Source organism: Rhodococcus (subgen. Prescottella) equi (assembly GCF_003013675.1).
Lineage (GTDB): Bacteria > Actinomycetota > Actinomycetes > Mycobacteriales > Mycobacteriaceae > Prescottella > Prescottella equi.
This window is the reverse complement of sequence record NZ_CP027793.1, coordinates 413,463-430,697: the sequence shown is the minus strand read 5'-3', so window position 1 is coordinate 430,697 and position 17,235 is coordinate 413,463. Positions and strand designations below refer to the sequence as shown.

Annotated in this window: 15 protein-coding genes; 5 read left to right on the top strand and 10 right to left on the bottom strand. The window is 67.1% G+C overall.

The window, feature by feature from the left end:
• Positions 1-61: 61 nt before the first annotated feature.
• Positions 62-1,387, bottom strand: a complete 1,326-nt coding sequence (locus tag C7H75_RS01940) for an NAD(P)/FAD-dependent oxidoreductase (protein ID WP_041674534.1) — start codon at positions 1,385-1,387, stop codon at positions 62-64.
• A 155-nt stretch (positions 1,388-1,542) separates the two neighbouring features.
• On the opposite strand from C7H75_RS01940, the gene C7H75_RS01935 reads away from it, so the two are divergent.
• Positions 1,543-2,478: a LysR family transcriptional regulator gene (locus C7H75_RS01935; protein WP_084848680.1), complete on the top strand. Its 936-nt coding sequence runs from the start codon at positions 1,543-1,545 to the stop codon at positions 2,476-2,478.
• Here the strand turns inward: C7H75_RS01935 and recR are convergent, their stop codons facing one another.
• Genes recR through C7H75_RS01920 form a run of 3 tightly spaced genes read right to left on the bottom strand, consistent with a single transcriptional unit; the run spans position 2,479 to position 3,903 of the window.
• Positions 2,479-3,087 carry a recombination mediator RecR gene (recR, locus tag C7H75_RS01930; protein WP_005516072.1) on the bottom strand — a complete coding sequence of 203 codons (609 nt, stop codon included), beginning with the start codon at positions 3,085-3,087 and terminating at the stop codon, positions 2,479-2,481.
• 9 nt (positions 3,088-3,096) lie between these two features.
• Positions 3,097-3,420 carry a YbaB/EbfC family nucleoid-associated protein gene (locus C7H75_RS01925; protein WP_005516073.1) on the bottom strand — a complete coding sequence of 108 codons (324 nt, stop codon included), beginning with the start codon at positions 3,418-3,420 and terminating at the stop codon, positions 3,097-3,099.
• A gap of 48 nt (positions 3,421-3,468) precedes the next feature.
• A complete protein-coding gene (locus tag C7H75_RS01920) occupies positions 3,469-3,903 on the bottom strand; it encodes an SRPBCC family protein (protein WP_106850878.1) in 435 nt (144 codons plus the stop codon).
• A 170-nt stretch (positions 3,904-4,073) separates the two neighbouring features.
• Between C7H75_RS01920 and C7H75_RS01915 the strand changes: the two genes are divergently transcribed.
• From C7H75_RS01915 to C7H75_RS01905, 3 genes are all read left to right on the top strand, one after another.
• The gene (locus tag C7H75_RS01915) at positions 4,074-5,675 is read left to right on the top strand and encodes an ABC transporter substrate-binding protein (RefSeq protein ID WP_106850877.1); all 1,602 of its coding nucleotides are present in this window, start codon (positions 4,074-4,076) and stop codon (positions 5,673-5,675) included.
• Between the two features lie 119 nt (positions 5,676-5,794).
• Positions 5,795-7,258, top strand: coding sequence for an FAD-binding oxidoreductase (locus C7H75_RS01910; RefSeq protein WP_106850876.1), 1,464 nt, complete (start codon positions 5,795-5,797; stop codon positions 7,256-7,258).
• A complete protein-coding gene (locus C7H75_RS01905; RefSeq protein ID WP_005516080.1) occupies positions 7,255-8,553 on the top strand; it encodes a class I SAM-dependent methyltransferase in 1,299 nt (432 codons plus the stop codon). Before C7H75_RS01910 ends, C7H75_RS01905 begins: the two co-directional genes overlap by 4 nt.
• A 49-nt stretch (positions 8,554-8,602) precedes the next feature.
• Here the strand turns inward: C7H75_RS01905 and C7H75_RS01900 are convergent, their stop codons facing one another.
• The 3 genes from C7H75_RS01900 to C7H75_RS01890 form a co-directional block, all read right to left on the bottom strand.
• Complete coding sequence (locus C7H75_RS01900) at positions 8,603-9,370, bottom strand: IclR family transcriptional regulator (RefSeq protein WP_005516081.1); 768 nt, start codon at positions 9,368-9,370, stop codon at positions 8,603-8,605.
• Positions 9,371-9,399: 29 nt separating this feature from the next.
• Complete coding sequence (locus C7H75_RS01895; RefSeq protein ID WP_084961225.1) at positions 9,400-10,173, bottom strand: SDR family NAD(P)-dependent oxidoreductase; 774 nt, start codon at positions 10,171-10,173, stop codon at positions 9,400-9,402.
• Between the two features lie 158 nt (positions 10,174-10,331).
• Positions 10,332-10,913 carry a TetR/AcrR family transcriptional regulator gene (locus C7H75_RS01890; RefSeq protein WP_231815008.1) on the bottom strand — a complete coding sequence of 194 codons (582 nt, stop codon included), beginning with the start codon at positions 10,911-10,913 and terminating at the stop codon, positions 10,332-10,334.
• Between the two features lie 202 nt (positions 10,914-11,115).
• Between C7H75_RS01890 and C7H75_RS01885 the strand changes: the two genes are divergently transcribed.
• Positions 11,116-12,546, top strand: a complete 1,431-nt coding sequence (locus C7H75_RS01885) for a hypothetical protein (protein ID WP_013414647.1) — start codon at positions 11,116-11,118, stop codon at positions 12,544-12,546.
• 31 nt (positions 12,547-12,577) lie between these two features.
• Here the strand turns inward: C7H75_RS01885 and C7H75_RS01880 are convergent, their stop codons facing one another.
• The 3 genes from C7H75_RS01880 to C7H75_RS01870 form a co-directional block, all read right to left on the bottom strand.
• Complete coding sequence (locus C7H75_RS01880) at positions 12,578-13,516, bottom strand: alpha/beta fold hydrolase (protein ID WP_233281847.1); 939 nt, start codon at positions 13,514-13,516, stop codon at positions 12,578-12,580.
• A gap of 227 nt (positions 13,517-13,743) precedes the next feature.
• Complete coding sequence (locus C7H75_RS01875) at positions 13,744-15,885, bottom strand: 3-hydroxyacyl-CoA dehydrogenase NAD-binding domain-containing protein (protein ID WP_081122625.1); 2,142 nt, start codon at positions 15,883-15,885, stop codon at positions 13,744-13,746.
• Positions 15,886-15,916: 31 nt separating this feature from the next.
• Positions 15,917-17,131, bottom strand: coding sequence for an acetyl-CoA C-acetyltransferase (locus C7H75_RS01870; protein ID WP_022593645.1), 1,215 nt, complete (start codon positions 17,129-17,131; stop codon positions 15,917-15,919).
• Positions 17,132-17,235: the final 104 nt, after the last annotated feature.

Here is a 17,235-nt window from a genome sequence, read left to right as displayed (position 1 = left end):
CGGGCGGTTACTGCGTTCGGCTCTCGGCCGATGGCGCAGTAACCGCCCGTCGTCGGCGAAGCTAGGCGGCGACCTTCGCAGGCTGGTCGTCGTCGGTCACGCGCGCGTCGGGCGCCTGGATCGGCCCGATCTCCTGTGCGTAGTAGAAGTGCGGACGCCGATGGCCGAGGAACGAACCGAACCACGACATCACCGCGACGTAGCGGTTGCGGAAGCCCACCAGGTAGACCATGTGGACGGCGAGCCACAGCACCCACGCGACGAAGCCGGTGAGCTCGATGCTCTTGACCTTGGTGACCGCGCGGAAGCGATTGATGATCGCCATCGAGCCCTTGTCGCGGAACTTGAAAGGCGTGCCGCGCTTGGTCTTTCCGAGGATGGTGGCGGCGACGTGGCGGCCGCCCTGCATCGCGACGGGCGACTGGCCGGGCAGTTTGTTCAGCGACGTCATGTCGCCGACCGCGAAGATGTCGGCGCGGCCACCGACGGTGAGGTCGGGGTTGACGAGCAGACGGCCGGCGCGGTCGGTCTCGCAGCCGGTGCGCTCGGCGAGCGCCGCCGCGAAGTCGTTGGCCTGCACGCCGGCCGACCAGATGACGGTCTCGGCGGTGCGACGCTCACCGGTCTCGCTACCGTGGGCCTTGAGGGTGGCGCCGTGCTCGTCGATGTCGGTGACGAGCGTGTTGAGAACGACCTCGACACCCGACTTCTCGAGCGACTCCTTGGTGTACTCGCTGAGCTTGCCGCCGTACGCCGGCATCGCGACACCCGCGCCCTCGACGAGGGTGACGGTGACGTCGTCGGCGGTGATGCCGCGGATCGACTGCTCGAAGTAGCGGCCCGCGAGCTCCTTGATCTGACCGGCGAGCTCGACGCCCGTGGCGCCGGCACCGATGACGATGAAGCTCAGCAGGTTCTTGCGTCGCTCGAGGTCGGTGGTGGTGTGGGCCTCCTCGAAGCAGCGCACGATCTGGGCGCGCAGGCGTTCGGCGTCCTCGACGGTCTTGAGCGCGTAGGTGACCTTCGCGAACTCGTCGCGCCCGAAGTAGCTCTGCCGGGCACCGGTGGCGGCGACGAGCGAGTCGTAGCCGATCGTGTGACGCTCGCCGGCGGCCTCGTAGACGAGTTCCTTCTCCTCGGGGTGCACGTCGACGACGCGGCCGAGGCGGACGTCGGCGTTGGGGTACTTCGCGAGGATCGCGCGCACCGAGGGGGCGATCTCACCGGCGGCGAGAACACCCGTGGCCACCTGGTACAGCAGCGGCTGGAAGAGATGTTCGGTGGTCTCCGAGATGAGGACGAACCGCTTGCCGGCCTTGGCCAGCTTCTTCGCCGTGGCGAGGGCACCGAATCCGGAACCGACGATCACAACTTCGGTCCGATCGATAACTGCTTCGCTCACGGTTGCCTCCTTCTCGAGATTTTCGAGAGACCTTGTCGAGATGTATGAGAGACACCGTAGGAGCGCTAAGGACATTTACGCCAGTAATCAGGGATATTCGGAGAACAGTTATCTCGATCGCTCATAAGTAGGATGGGGTCATGGACTTTCGTCAGCTGCGCTACTTCCTTGCGGTGAGCGAGGAGCTCAGCTTCAGCAGGGCGGCGGAACGCTGCTTCATTTCGCAATCTGCCATCAGCCACCAGATCAACAAGCTCGAACAGGAACTCGGTGCGCCGCTGTTCGAACGTTCGACCCGGGTGGTGAAGCTGAGCCCGGCCGGCTCCCGGCTCGTGCCCATCGCGCAGGAGGTGTTGACCCTCGAGACGAGGGCGTTCGCGGTCGCGAAGGAGCCCCGTAACCGCATCAGGATCACCGCCAGCATGAGCTTCGCGCCGCAGAGCCTCGCCGCGATCGCCGACGTCCGGGAGAAACACCCCGGCCTGGACATCGAGTTCGTGATCAAGAACTTCACCGACCGCATCGACGCGGTGTCGGCCGGTGACGCGGACATCGCACTGATCCGCGGCGAGGTGGACCGGCCCGGGCTCGAGACCGTCGAACTGGGCGTCGAGGACCTGATGATCGCGACGTCCAATCACCACCCGGTGTCGGCGTTCTCCACCGTCGAACTGAGCGAACTGGCCCCCTACCCGCTACTGCTGCCGCCCCGGCACAGCCAGATCCTGATCCACACCGTGGTCGAGAACGCGTTCGTCGACGTCGGGCGACGGGTCCAGTTGGGCCCGCCGCTCGCCCGCGACCACACCGCGATCCTCGACGTGATCACGAACCCGCGCGCGTGGACGGTGCTGTACGCGAGCACGGTCGCCGAGGTCCCGGGGACCGGCCTGTGCGTGATGCGAGAGCGCAACAACCGCTTGCGGGTGCCGGTGAGCGGCATCGTCCGCAGCGGTGCGGCGTCGTCGCCCGGACTGGCCAGCCTCGTGCAGTCGCTTCGCCACACCGTGACCGCGGACAGCAGTGTGCCCCTGAATCCGCCGCAGCAGATCAGGGGCACACCGGAAGAGCGGTAGCTACAGCGTCCGTCGCCCCGAGAGCGCGCGGCCGAGGGTGAGTTCGTCGGCGAACTCGAGGTCGCCGCCCATCGGCAGGCCCGACGCCAGCCGCGACACCGTCAGTCCCGGGAAGTCGCGGAGCATCCGCACCAGGTAGGTCGCCGTCGCCTCGCCCTCGGTATTGGGATCGGTCGCGATGATCACCTCGCTGACGTCGACGCCGTCCTCCTGGTTTCCGATGCGCGCCAACAGCTCCCGGATCCGCAACTGGTCCGGGCCGATACCGCTGAGCGGGTCGAGTGCGCCGCCCAGCACGTGATATCGCCCCTTGAACTCGCGCGTGCGCTCGATCGCTTGGACGTCCTTGGGCTCCTCCACGACGCACACCATCGTCCGGTCCCGGCGCGGGTCGGAACAGATGCGGCACTTCTCCTCCTCGGAGACCGTGCCGCACACCACGCAGAACTGGACGCCGTCACGCACCTTCTGCAGAACCGCCTGGAGCCGGTCGATCTCCGGCGGCTCGACCGAGAGGAGATGGAACGCGATGCGCTGGGCGCTCTTGGGTCCGATGCCGGGCAGCTTGCCGAGCTCGTCGATCAAGTCCTGGACGGGACCTTCGTACAAGGCGCGCCTCTAGAAGGGGAGTCCGGGCAGGCCGCCGGCGAGCGGGCCGAGCTTGCTCGCCGCGATCTCCTGAGCCTTGTTCGACGCGTCGGCGATCGCACCGATCACGAGATCCTGCAGCGTCTCGATGTCCTCCGGGTCGACGACCTTGGGATCGATCGTGAGACCGACGACCTCACCGGTGCCCTTGACCGTCGCGGTCACCAGACCGCCACCCGCCTGGCCAGTCACCTCGGCCTGCGACATCTCGGCCTGCGCCGCCATCAACTGCTGCTGCATCTGCTGCGCCTGCGCGAGGAGCTGCTGCATGTCGGGCTGTCCACCTGGTTGCACGGGACTGGTCCTTTCTTCGGGTCGGTTCGCCAGCGTAGTCCGTCGGCCCTAGGCCAGCTCGCGCTGCAGATTCGCGAGGGTGGCCTCCTGGATCCGGCGCAGCCCCAGCGGAGCGAAGGTGCGCTCGAAGAAGCCGCCGATACCGCCGGCGCCCTTCCACTCGGTGGAGGTGGTAACCGTGGACCCGGCGCCGGACGGAGCGACGGTCCAGGTGGTGACGAGCGACGAGTTCGCGTCGCGCTCGGTGATCGTGTTGCCGGAGACCGTCACGGTCGCCTTGACGTTGCGCGACCGCTTCTCGGTGGCTTGCAACGTCCACTGCGCGACGGTCCCCCCCCCCTGGCCGCCCTCGAGGACCTGGTAGTCGCGGTACTGCTGGGGCAGGATCCGCGGGCGCATCGTCTCGTAGTCCGTGAGCGCACCGAGCGCCTGCTCCGGCGTCGCGGTGAGGGTGATCGAACTGCTCGCGCTGACCTGTGCCACTGATACGTCTCCTTGCTCGGGGTTTCCTCCATCCTGCCTGCTCGACCGGCCCCGCTTCCAGGCCCCGCGGAGTGACCCAAAGCACCGTTTTCACTCACTGAGACCTACGCCACAGACATGGGGCATTTGTCCTAATCTCCGCCTCGAAACAACGAACAGCGAGGTGAGCTTTGAAGAACTTGTGGTTCCGGTCGGGCATCCGACTGGCCGCGCTCGGTGCGGCGGCAGCCGTGCTCGTGGCCGGATGCGCGTCCGCCGACGGCCAGTCGAACGAGGGATCGGCCGTCACGACCGGCCCGGTCAACGTCGCCCAGGACGCCGGAGATCCGGTCCGCGGCGGCACCGTGACGTTCGGTTCGTATTCCTTCCCGAACGCGCTCGATCCGACGAAGACCCAGGCGGCGGGCTCCACCGGCGGCACCGAGATGGCCGCGATCTACGACACCCTGATCCGCACCGACGCCGAGTCCGGCACCTTCGAGCCGCAGCTCGCCGAGTTCCTCGAGCACAACGCCGACTACACCCAGTTCACCGTGAAGCTGCGCGAGGGCGCGACGTTCAGCGACGGCTCGCCGGTCGACGCCGACGCCGTCAAGTGGAGCATCGACCGTTTCGTCGCCGCACGCGCCGACGTCTCGCAGGTGTGGGCCAACTCGGTGACCTCGATCGCCACCCCGGACGCGAAGACCGTGACCTTCACGCTCAACGCGCCGTGGAACGACTTCCCCGTGCTGTTGGCGATGGGCCCCGGCATGGTCGTCTCGAAGAACTCCGAGGCGGACGGGAAATTCACCCCGATCGGCGCGGGCCCGTTCACGTTGACGCGTTTCGCGCCCAACGAGGAGATCGTGCTCAGCCCGCGCGAGGACTACTGGAACGGTCGCCCCAACCTCGACAAGCTCCGGTTCGTTCCGACGAACGGCGCTCGCGGACAGTTCGAGTCGCTGCAGAGCGGCCAGCTGGACATGGCCTACATCCTGCGTGACGAGGCGACGATCCGGGACGCCGTGAACGCCGGCTTCAGTGGCTACCTCGACATCCAGGGACTCGGCGCACTCGGCATGATCAACGCCCGCGAAGGCCGCCCGGGCGCCGACGTGCGCGTGCGGCAGGCGGTCGCGTACGGCGTCGACCCGCAGGCGATCAATCAGCGCGCCAACGACGGTCTGGGCATCGCCGCCTCGACGCTCGTGCCGGACAGCTCCCGCTGGTCGTCGGGCGCCGAGGGCGTGGCGTTCGACCCCGACAAGGCGAAGCAACTCCTGGCCGAGGCCAAGGCCGACGGCTACGACGGCAAGCTGAAGTACCTGGCGACCAGCGAGAAGAGCGCCGAGGCCGCCGCACTGGCAGCCCAGGCATCGCTCAACTCGGTGGGCTTCGACGTTCAGATCGAGTACGTCAACAGCACGACCGACCTGGTGCGCAAGCTGTATGTCGAGCACGACTTCGACCTGACCCGTGCGGCGTTCGCCTTCATGGACGAGGCGCCCTACCTGCGCCTGTACGGCGGCATGGGCAGCGATTCGCGCAACAACGCGGCCGGCTATGCCGACCCGCAGATGGACGCACTGCTCGTCGAGGTGAAGACCGCGACCACCGACGACGCCAAGAAGGCCGCCATCGCCAAGGTGCAGACGCGCGCGAACGAGACGATCCCGTACGCGGTGTGGGGTCCGAGCAAGGTGCTGACCGCGTGGGACAGCAACGTCCACGGCGTCAAGCGCAACGCGGACAACATCATGCTGCTCGACCAGGCCTGGGTCGGACAGTGATCGACGCGGGGCGTCCCGGGTGCTCCGGGACGCCCCGCGCGGTCGTTAGCATAGCTATATATTTTTGACTCACCGGGATATCGATGGCCGACCGATCCGACTAGCGATAGCGTCAGTGCGTGGCCGACTCAAAGAGTGGTATCCGCGAAATCGGGCTTGCCGCGCACAGTGCGGGGGTCCGACGCCTGCTGTCCAGTTACCGGGCGATCCCGCCGAGCGCGAACGTGCGCCTGGCGAAGAAGACGTCCAACCTGTTCCGCGCGCGGGCGAAAAGCACCGCCCCGGGCCTCGACGTGTCCGGTCTGAGCGGCGTCATCTCGGTGGACCCGGACGCGCGAACCGCCGACGTGCAGGGGATGTGCACGTACGAGGACCTCGTCGACGCGACACTTCCGTACGGGCTGGCGCCGCTGGTGGTGCCGCAGCTCAAGACCATCACTCTCGGCGGCGCCGTGACCGGTCTCGGCATCGAGTCGACGTCGTTCCGCAACGGTCTCCCGCACGAATCGGTCCTCGAGATCGACATCCTCACCGGCAACGGCGAGATCGTCACCGCAACCCCCGACAACGAGTACGCGGACCTGTTCCATGCGTTCCCCAATTCGTATGGCACTCTCGGCTACTCGACGCGCATCCGCATCGAGCTCGAACCGGTGAAGCGGTTCGTCTCGCTGCGGCATCTGCGTTTCACGGACCTGAAGCAGCTCGAGGAGACGATGGCGCGCATCGTCACCGACCGCACGTGGGACGGCGTCGACGTCGACTACCTCGACGGCACGGTCTTCACCGCCACCGAGGCCTATCTGACGCTCGGCGTGCAGACCGACGAGCCGGGCCCGGTCAGCGACTACACGGACATGGACATCTACTACCGGTCCATCCAACACGAATCGATCAACCACCCCAAGACCGACCGGTTGACCATCCGCGACTACCTCTGGCGCTGGGACACCGACTGGTTCTGGTGCTCGCGCGCCTTCGGGACCCAGAACCCGAAGATCCGCCGATTCTGGCCGAAGCGGTACCTGCGCAGCAGCTTCTACTGGAAGCTCATCGGACTCGACCAGAAGTACGACATCGGCGACCGGCTCGAGGCGCGGAAGGGTCGGCCCCCGCGCGAACGGGTCGTGCAGGACATCGAGGTGCCGATCGACCGCTGCGAGCAGTTCCTCAGCTGGTTCCTCGACGAGATCCCGATCGAACCGCTGTGGTTGTGCCCGTTGCGGCTCCGCGAACCCGCGCAACCCGCATCCACCACCGAGGCCGCACCGCGGCCGGATCATGAGGCCGCACCGCGGCCGTGGCCCCTGTATCCCCTCGACCCCGGACGCACCTACGTCAACGTGGGCTTCTGGTCCTCGGTGCCGATCGTGCCCGGCGAGCCCGTCGGCGCCGCCAACCGGCGGATCGAAGAGAAGGTCAGCGAGCTCGACGGCCACAAGTCCCTCTACTCCGAGTCGTTCTACACCGAGGACGACTTCGCGCTGCTGTACGGCGGCGACCACTACACCCAGATCAAGAAGCGCTACGACCCCGATTCACGTCTACTGGACCTCTATTCGAAGGCGGTGCAACGAAAGTGACGACCCTCAGGACGAAATCCGACCCGCACAGGCTCACGATCGCGGAGATCGTCGATACCGTCTCCGACGGCCGGATTCCGCTGCGCTTCACCGCCTACGACGGCAGTGCGACGGGCCCGGAGGACGCGCCGTACGGGCTGCACCTGAACTCGACCCGCGGTACCACCTACCTGGCCACCGCCCCGGGCGACCTCGGCATGGCCCGCGCCTACGTCTCCGGGGAACTCGAGGCCATCGGTGTCCACCCCGGTGATCCCTACGAGATCCTCAAGGCGATGACCGACCTGCACTTCCACCGCCCGTCGGCGAAGGAACTCGCGGCCATCACCCGCTCGATCGGATGGGACAACCTGCGCCCCATCGCGCCGCCGCCGCAGGAACACCTGCCCCGCTGGCGCCGCTTCGCGGAAGGCCTGCGGCACTCCAAGACTCGCGACGCCGAGGTGATCCACCACCACTACGACGTCTCCAACACCTTCTACGAGTACGTCCTCGGCCCGTCGATGACCTACACGTGTGCCGCCTACGAGTCCGAGGACCAGAGCCTCGAGGACGCGCAGGAGAACAAGTACCGCCTGGTATTCGACAAGCTGGGGCTGAAGGAGGGCGATCGCCTCCTCGACATCGGCTGCGGCTGGGGCGGCATGGTCCGCTACGCGGCACGTCGAGGCGTCAAGGTCATCGGTGCGACGCTGTCCCGCGAGCAGGCCGAGTGGGCGCAGGCGGCGATCCGCGAGGAGGGCCTGGAAGATCTGGCAGAGGTCCGCTTCTCCGACTACCGCGACGTGCCGGAGACCGGGTTCGACGCCATCTCCTCGATCGGTCTCACCGAGCACATCGGTGTGCACAACTACCCGTCGTACTTCGGGTTCATGAAGGACAAGCTGCGGGTCGGCGGCCGGATGCTCAACCACTGCATCACCCGCCCCGGCAACCGCGGCGGCGCGAAAGCCGGCTACTTCATCGACCGCTACATCTTCCCGGACGGCGAGCTCACCGGCTCCGGCCGGATCATCAGTGAGATCCAGAACGTGGGCCTCGAGGTGCGCCACGAGGAGAACCTGCGCGAGCACTACGCGCTCACCCTGGCGGGCTGGTGCCGGAACCTGGTGGACAACTGGGACAAGTGCGTCGCCGAGGTCGGTGAGGGCACCGCGAAGGTGTGGGGCCTGTACATGGCAGGTTCGCGACTGGGCTTCGAGCGCAACGTCGTTCAGCTCCACCAGGTGCTGGCCGTCAAGCTCGGCCCGAACGGCGAGGCGGACGTGCCGCTGCGCCCGTGGTGGAAGGGCTGACCCGACCGAGACCCGGAGGGCCGTCGTCCACTCGGACGGCGGCCCTCCGTCACGTGGTGCGAGAGGCGACGTCGACCTGACGCGCTGCCTTCTCGATCGCCGCAGCCGCCCGCTGGACGGCCTCGATCATGCGCCGGTCCGTCGTGATCCGGTCCACCGGACCGCAGATCGAGATCGCCGCCGGCTTGGGGATCCCCTTCGACACGGCCGCCCCCACGCACCCCAGCGACGGCGACAACGTGCCCCTGTCGTACGTGACACCCTCGGAGACCGCGCGGTCGAGTTCCTCGCGCAGCGCGCGGCGGCCGCCGACGATACCGGTCTCGAGATGATCGAACACCGGACCGTCCAGCGCCTCGGGCGGCAGTTGGGTGAGCAGCGCCTTGCCGACCGCCGAGCGGTGCGCCGGGTAGCGTCCGCCGATCCGGGACGGCACGTTGGCCCCGAACGATCCCGACACCTTCTCCCAGTAGACGCCGTCGGCGCCGTCGAGGAACGCGAGGTGGACCACCGACCCCGTACTGCGATGCAGTTCTTGCATGATCGGCAGCGACACCCGGTGGAACCAGTGATTGCGGATCGCCCGTGAACCCAGCTCGAACAGGCGGATCCCCAGCTCGTACCGGGATCCGTCCCGGTTGAGCCACCGCATCGACACCATCTTCTCCAGGAGACGGTGCGCGGACGAGCTGGGGATTCCCGTGAGCCGGGTGGTCTCGCTCAGCGTCAGGTAACCGTTGTCGTCGAGTGCCTCGAGCACCAGTTCGATCCGGTCGAGCATCGACGTGGCCGGAGCCTGTTCACGGTCATCTGACACGGCCGCGTCCTCTCTGCTAGGGCAGCAGGTCAGACACCGAATCCACCTGACACCGAGATTTGCTGCCCCGTAATATAGTTGGCCTGCTCCGAGGCGAGGAACACGGCCGCCGAACCGATGTCGGCGGGCTTGCCCCAGCGCTTCAATGGGACCAGTTTGTGCACCTCACGGGTCCATTCCTCGTCGAACACGCCCTGCGCCTGGAGTTCGAGGAACATTCCGGCCTCGATCACGCCCACAAGGACGGAATTGGCCCGGATCCCGTGAGCGCCCTCCTCCTTCGCGATTCCCCGGACGAGCGCCTCGTTGGCGGCCTTCGGGATCACCGACAACCCGTCGAGCTGCGGGAACCAACGGTCGCCGGCCGATCCCAGGTGCACGATCGATCCACCGCCCTGTTCGCGGAAGTGCGGGAGCACGGCATGAACGGCTGTGTACATCCCGAGCGTCTCGATCTCGACGGACCGACGGTACTGCGCCGGGCTGGTCTCGGCGACGGCGATCTGCTCCACCACCGGCCCGGCGCCCCATACCAGCGTGTGGATTCGGCCGTACTCGGCTGCGACGTCGGCGAGTACGGCCACGACCGCCGCCGCGTCACGAACGTCGACCTGATGCGCGCTCGCCTTCACCCCGAGCGCATGCAGCTTTGAAACGGTCTCCTCGGCCACGTCGCGCTTGGAGTTGTAGCAGACGGCCACGGCCGTCCCCGCCTGTGCGAACTGCTCGGCGACGCCGCGGCCGATGCCGCCACTGCCACCGAAGATCAGGGCTACGCCGTCGGGAAAAGTCAACGCCAACATAGCGATTCTCCGTTCTCCTGAGTGTCCGCGCCGACCGGAGGCCGGACGCGGCGCAGCGGGGACCGAATGTGTCCCGCGCCACACCGGGCAGAAGCTATCTCCGGCTCCGCGATCCGCCCAGACTCTTTCCCGCCTCCCGAGAAACGCCAGTTCACGCCTCAGGCGCCGCTCGGCGGTGCATCCCCTTTCGCGATCGTCGCCAGAAGATCGGCGATCCGCGCCTCGTAGAACTCCCGTTCGGCGTCGGGGACCTCCGACGACTGCAGGATCCCGCTCCCGAACAACGACCAGCCGGAGATCGCAGCCAGCACTGCCATCTGCCGAACCCGATCGTCGACGGAGACGTCCGAGGACCGGGTGAGCGCCTCGAAGGCGTCCATGTCCTCGTTCGGAACGAGATCCGAACGTCCGTGCAGGTTCAACCACGCGACGATTCGCACGTACTCGGGGTCGGCGACTCCCACCATGAACAACGCACGCACGGCCTCGGGGAGCGAGTCGACCCCCGCGACGATCGCCGCCGACTTCTCGTGACTTCGCGCGAGCACCGCCCGAACGACGTCGTCCTTGTTCCCGACGTGTTTGTGGATCAACCCGAGGTTCACGCCGGCGTCGGCCGCGAGCTCACGCATGCTGAAGGACAGCCCTTTCGCGGCGAGCAGCCTGCGAGCCGCCATTCGTACCGCTCTGCGCACTTCGTCTCTGCCCCAGGCCTTGTCGGCCACCTCGCCTTCGCTCACCCCTTGACAGTAGACGGTCGTCTACTGTGAAATCAACCACAGCACGGCGCAGATCCTGCGTCCGGACCGCCACTGGCTGCAGAACCACCCAGTAGGCCCGAACCAGTTCGTACACAGCCTGTTCCCCACCTCCGGGGTATCGCTCGCAGGCACCCCGAAGCCGCGACCCTCGACACGGGGAAGCGATGAACGAGGAGATTCCATGCCAGTACACAGACGCATCCTGACCGCGGGACTGATGGCAGCGGCCGTCACTGTCCTCCTGCCCACGATGTCGGGCGCCGGTCCACTCGGTTCCTCACCGACCGGCAGCCTTTCGACCGGCAGTTCTGCCGGTGGAAGCTCCGACGGCGGATGTGACCGGAGCTTCGCGCCCGGCGCCGCGCTCGACACCCCCGGTCAGCTCGCATTCGAGAGAACGGTCGAGGAGGTGGCGGCGCATCCGCTGGTGCGTGCAGCGAAGGCCGACGTCGCAGCGATGTACCGCGCCGACCCACAGGGCACCACCCGCGCCGGCCAGGCCACCCTGGAAGAGGCCGTCGACTCGATCGCCCGGGCCGGGGCGCAAACAGTGGTCACCGACGATCCGAGTCACCCCAGGTTCTCGTGGATGGTGACGGCTCCGCACTGCTGGCACGGATTCGAGGTGCACCGTTCCGGCTACGGAATCGACAACCCCGACAACGTGTATCGCCACACAGCCGTCGACGGCCAGTCGTCGTTCGTCATTCACGGTCGCATGCCGGAACGGCGCCCCGCTCAGCTGTCCTTCGTCCTCTACGGCCAGCTCCCCGGAACCGGAGCGGTGACGAAGGAGGGCGCGCCCGTCCTGGGCTCGCTCACCTCCGATCGGATGCAGATCGATCCAGACGGATCGTTCACGATCACCGTCGACTCGGAGCCCGCGGACGGACGCCCCAACCACATCCGCACCACCGCCGCGGCCAGACTCCTCATCGCACGGGACTCGCTGAACAACTGGGCCGAGGAGCAGCCGTCGCGGCTCGAGATCGAGCGCACGGCCGGCCCCACGGCCCACGCCTCCCGCACGCCCGAGCAGTTGGCGAAACAAACCGCAGATCTGCTCCGCACGATCGGTCGGTACTGGCTCGACTGGGACAACACATTCATCTATTCCAAGGCGGCCAACGACATTCAGGCTCCTGCAGTCCGCGGTTCGGGCTTCGGATTCGCGACCAGCGGGCACTTCGCGCTCGGCCCCGATCAGGCGCTGGTCGTGACGCTCGATCCGGTCGGTGCGCGCTACCTCGGATTCCAGCTGACCGATCCGTGGGGCGTCGCGCGCGAGTACGTCGATCGGCCAGGGAGCCTCAACCAGGCCCAGGCCCGGCCCAACCCGGACGGGACGATCACCTACGTCATTTCCGCCGGGGATCCGGGAGTCTGGAACTGGTTGGACACGAACGGGATCGACGGAGGGATGTACGCGATCCGCTGGCAGTCGGCCCCTGCAGACGTCGAACTGTCACGTACGGTACGGTCCGCCCGCCTCGTCGACCTCGCCGATCTCGATGCGGCGCTCCCGGCTGAGACCACGCGAGTGACACCGGCCCAGCGTGTGACACAACTCGAGGAGCGGGCAGCGGCCTACACCGAACGACTTCTCGGCTAATGCCCGTGGCGATCTCGACAGGTCGTCATCGTCAGGTCGACGGCGACCTGTCGAGGTCCCCGAGGAAATCGAGCAGCACCTTGTTCACCTCGGTCGGGTTCTCCATTGCGAGCAGATGCCCGCCGCCCGGGACTGTGCGGACCGCACGAACGTCGGCGTGATGCTCTTGCAGCTTGTCGATCGGGTCGTCACCGTGCCAGTTCAGGAGGTCGACGTCCGACGCGCTGCACAGGAAGTAGAAGGGCGTTCGGGTGATGTTGTCGGGGCGGGACCTGCGGTACGTCCAGTTCATGTCCGCGGCGAGGTACCAGTTGATCCCGCCGGCGAAACCGCTGCGTGAGTACTCCGAGACGTAGGTTTCCAACTCCCATTCCGACAGCCACGACCACGGCAGGGCCGGCGGCTGCGGCAACGCCTGTCGATATGTGGTGCCCGGCGGATACTGCCACACCTGTGCGAAGTCACCGTCGCCGGAGAGGACGTGGAAGATCTTCGTGAGGATCTCGCGTGGATTCCCGTCGAGATCGAGGCGGGCCCCTTCCGGGTCGTCGAGGTAGTACGACATGTGGTTGAAATGCTCTCGCCCGCGCTCCCTTTCGACCTCGCTGGGAAGTCGGTCGTAGGACGCGTAGAACGGATTCTGTAGACCGATCACGCCCCGCACCCGCTCCGGGTGCTCGATCGCGACGTCGTAGGCGATGAACTGTCCGTAGTCCAAACCCGAGAACACGGCGCTGTCGTGACCGAGGTGGTCGAGCAGCCCGCAGATGTCGGCGACGACGTTGTCGACGCGGTAGTCCTCGAGGCGATCGGGAACATCGGTCTGCCCCATGCCGCGCAGATCCGGTGCCACGACCCGGTATCCCGCGTCGGCCAGCACACCGATCTGATGACGCCAACTGAACCACGTGTGTGGGAAGCCGTGCAGAAGGACGACGAGCGGGCCCTCCCCCTCTGTCACGTAGTGCATGTCGAGCCCGTTGATTCGTGCACGGTGGTGCGTCCAGTTCGCCAAGATGCTCTCACCCGCCTGTGGTCTGCGTCACTCCGAATCTAGGCCGGGCGAAGGCGTTCCGTCTGCAGTCTTCCCGCTGTGTGAGCCCCGATCTGCGTGCGCGGTTCGAAACCCGGATGTCCCGAACGCAACGGCAGCCCCGCCCGGGGCCGGGCGGGGGTGCCGTGGGTGGAGCTGTGTGACTAGCCCTTCAGCGACGCCGGCGGGGTGAAGCGCTCGCCGTACTTGGCGGCGAGCTCCTCGGCGCGAGCGACGAATCCGGCCTTGCCGCCCGGGTATCCGGCGACGAACTGGCTGACGCCACCGGTCCAGGCCGGGTAGCCGATGCCCATGATCGAGCCGATGTTGGCGTCGGCGGTGGACGTGATGACGCCCTCGTCGAAGCACTTCTGGGTCTCGATGGCCTCGATGAACAGCATGCGGTCGATCAGGTCCTGCAGCGGCGGGGTGGCCGAGCCGGACTTGAAGTGGTCGCGCAGCCCCTGCCACAGGCCGGTGCGCTTGCCGTCCGCGTAGTCGTAGAACCCGGCACCGCCGAGGCGGCCCTTACGATCGTTGTCCTCGACGAGGTAGTTGATGACGTCGCCCGCAGGGTCGGCCGGAAGTTCCTTGCCCTCGGCCAACGCGGCGGCCTTCGACTCGGCGCGGATCTTCTGCATGAGCGTCAGGTTCAGCTCGTCCGAGAGCTGCAGCGGCGCGGCCGGGTAGCCGGCCTGCATGCCCGCCTGCTCGATGGTGGCCGGCTCGATGCCTTCGGAGACCATGCCGATGGCCTCGTTGACGAACGTGCCGATGACACGCGAGGTGAAGAAGCCGCGCGAGTCGTTGACGACGATCGGGGTCTTGCGGATCGCCTGGACGAAATCGAAGACGCGGGCGAGGGTCTCGTCGGACGTCTTCTCCCCGCGGATGATCTCGACCAGCGGCATCTTGTCGACCGGCGAGAAGAAGTGGATGCCGATGAAGTCCTCGGACCGCTTGACGCCGGTCGCGAGGTCGGTGATCGGCAGCGTCGAGGTGTTCGAGCCGAGCAGCGCGTCGGGCTCGACGATGTCCTCGATCTCCTGGAACACCTTCTTCTTCAGGTCGGGAGACTCGAAGACCGCCTCGACCACGAAGTCGACGCCGGCAAAGTCGGCCGCATCCGCGGACGGCGTGATCAGCGACAGCAGTGCCTTCGACTTCTCCTCGGTGGTCTTGCCCCGCGAGAGCGCCTTGGCCTCGATCTTCTCGGAGTACGCCTTGCCCTTCTCCGCCGCCTCGATCGTGACGTCCTTGAGCACCACCGGGATTCCGGCCTTGGCGCACACGTACGCGATGCCCGCGCCCATCATGCCGGCACCGAGGACACCGACCTTCTTGATCTCACGCTTGGGGATGTCCTTCGGCCGCGAGGCACCGGACCCGATGGCCTGCATGTCGAAGAAGAACGCCTGGATCATGTTCTTCGCGACGCGGCCGGTGACCAGCTTCGTGAAGTAGCGCGACTCGATCAGCAGCGCGTTGTCGACGTCGACCTGGCTGCCCTCGACCGCCGCGGCCATGATCGCGCGGGGAGCCTCCATCGGCGCGCCCTTGAGCTGCTTGCGCAGGTTCGCCGGGAAGGCCGGCAGGTTCGCGGCGAACGCCGGGGTGGCGGGGGTGCCACCGGGGATCTTGTAGCCCTTGACATCCCACGGCTGCACACCGGACTCCGGGTTGTCCTTGATCCACGCCTTCGCGGCGGGGACCAGCTCCTCGACGGAGGAGACCACCTCGTCGATGAGCCCGACCTCCTTGGCCTGCTGCGGACCACGCTGCTGGCCCTGGAGCAGGAACTGGGTCAGTGCCGTCATGATGCCGAACATGCGGACGGTGCGGACGACGCCGCCGCCACCCGGAAGCAGACCCAGCGTGGACTCGGGCAGACCGATCTTGACGCCCTTGACGTCGGCCGCGATGCGGTGGTGCGTCGCGAGCGCGATCTCGAGGCCGCCGCCGAGAGCGGCACCGTTGATGCACGTGACGACGGGCTTACCGAGAGTTTCGAGGCGACGCAGGTCCGCCTTGAGGTTGAGCGAGTGCTCGAAGATCTGCTCGGCGTCCTCGGGGCCGACCTTGATCAGGTTCTTGAGGTCGCCACCGGCGAAGAACGTCTTCTTCCCCGACGTCAGCACGACGCCGGTGATCGAGTCCTTCTCCGCGTACAGCCGGTCGACGGTGTCCCGCATCGACGAGATGTAGCGGTCGTTCATGGTGTTCGCGCCCTGGTTCGGGTCGTCGATGGTGAGCACGACGATGCCGTCCGCGTCCTGCTCCCAGTTGATGATGTTCTGATCGCTCACTGTTTCGTCTCTCCTGGTTGATTCGTGAGCGTCAGACGCGCTCGATGATGGTGGCCACACCCATGCCGCCGCCGATGCACAGCGTGACGAGGGCCCGCTTGGCGCCGCGGCGCTCGAGCTCGTCGACCATGGTTCCGGTGATCATGGCGCCGGTCGCGCCGAGCGGGTGGCCCATCGCGATGGCGCCACCGTTGACGTTGAGCTTCTCGTCCGGAATGTTCAGGTCCTTCTGGAACTTCAGCACCACGGACGCGAACGCCTCGTTGATCTCGAACAGGTCGATGTCGTCGATCGTCAGACCGGCCTGCGCGAGGACCTTCTTCGTCGCGGGCGTCGGACCGGTCAGCATGATCGTCGAGTCGGCACCCGAGGTGGCGGTCGCGACGACGCGGGCGCGCGGGGTCAGACCCATCGCCTTGCCGGCGTCCTCGCTGCCGACGAGCAGCAGCGCGGCACCGTCGACGATGCCGGAGCTGTTGCCGCCGTGGTGGACGTGGTTGATCTTCTCGACCCAGTGGTACTTCTGCAGCGCGACGGCGTCGAAGCCGCCCATGTCGCCGACCATCGCGAACGCCGGCGCCAGGCCCGCAAGACTCTCGGCCGTGGTGCCGGGACGCATGTGCTCGTCGTTGTCGAGGATCGTGATGCCGTTGATGTCCTTAACCGGGACGACGGACTTGGCGAAGTAGCCACCGGCCCACGCCTTGGCGGCCAGGTCCTGGGAGCGCACCGCGTACGCGTCGACGTCGTCACGGCTGAAGCCCTCGATCGACGCGATGAGGTCGGCGCCGATGCCCTGCGGCACCACGTAGTTGTCGTAGTTGGTGGCCGGGTCGTTGACCCACGGCCCGCCGTCCGAGCCCATCTTCACGCGCGACATCGACTCGACGCCGCCGGCGATGACCATCTCGTCCCAGCCCGAACGGACCTTCTGCGCGGCCATGTTCACGGCCTCGAGGCCCGACGCGCAGAAACGGTTGATCTGCACGCCGCCGACGGTGTCGGGCAGGCCGGCGTCGGTGGCCGCGATACGCGCGATGTCCATGCCCTGGTCGCCGAGCGGGCTGACCACGCCGAGGATCAGGTCGGAGATGCGGTCCTCGTCGAGGTCCGGGAAGCGGGTGCGCAGCTCGTCGATCAGGCCGGTGACCAGTGAGATCGGCTTGACCGAGTGCAACGATCCGCTCTGCTTGCCCCGGCCACGCGGGGTCCGGATGGCTTCATAGATGAATGCCTCTGTGGTCACGGTGTTCCTTCCTGTTCACGTCTGCGTGCCGCGCGGCAAACCTGCCTATACACGGCACACACCTCGGCTGCCCCCACCTTAGAACGTGTTCCAGTTAGCGGGAA

Coding starts and splice junctions, on each gene's coding strand:
- C7H75_RS01880 (WP_233281847.1), bottom strand. CDS start 13,516: ATGCACTACGTGACAGAGGGGGAGGGCCCGCTCGTCGTCCTTCTGCAC.
- C7H75_RS01935 (WP_084848680.1), top strand. CDS start 1,543: ATGGACTTTCGTCAGCTGCGCTACTTCCTTGCGGTGAGCGAGGAGCTC.
- C7H75_RS01895 (WP_084961225.1), bottom strand. CDS start 10,173: ATGTTGGCGTTGACTTTTCCCGACGGCGTAGCCCTGATCTTCGGTGGC.
- C7H75_RS01885 (WP_013414647.1), top strand. CDS start 11,116: ATGCCAGTACACAGACGCATCCTGACCGCGGGACTGATGGCAGCGGCC.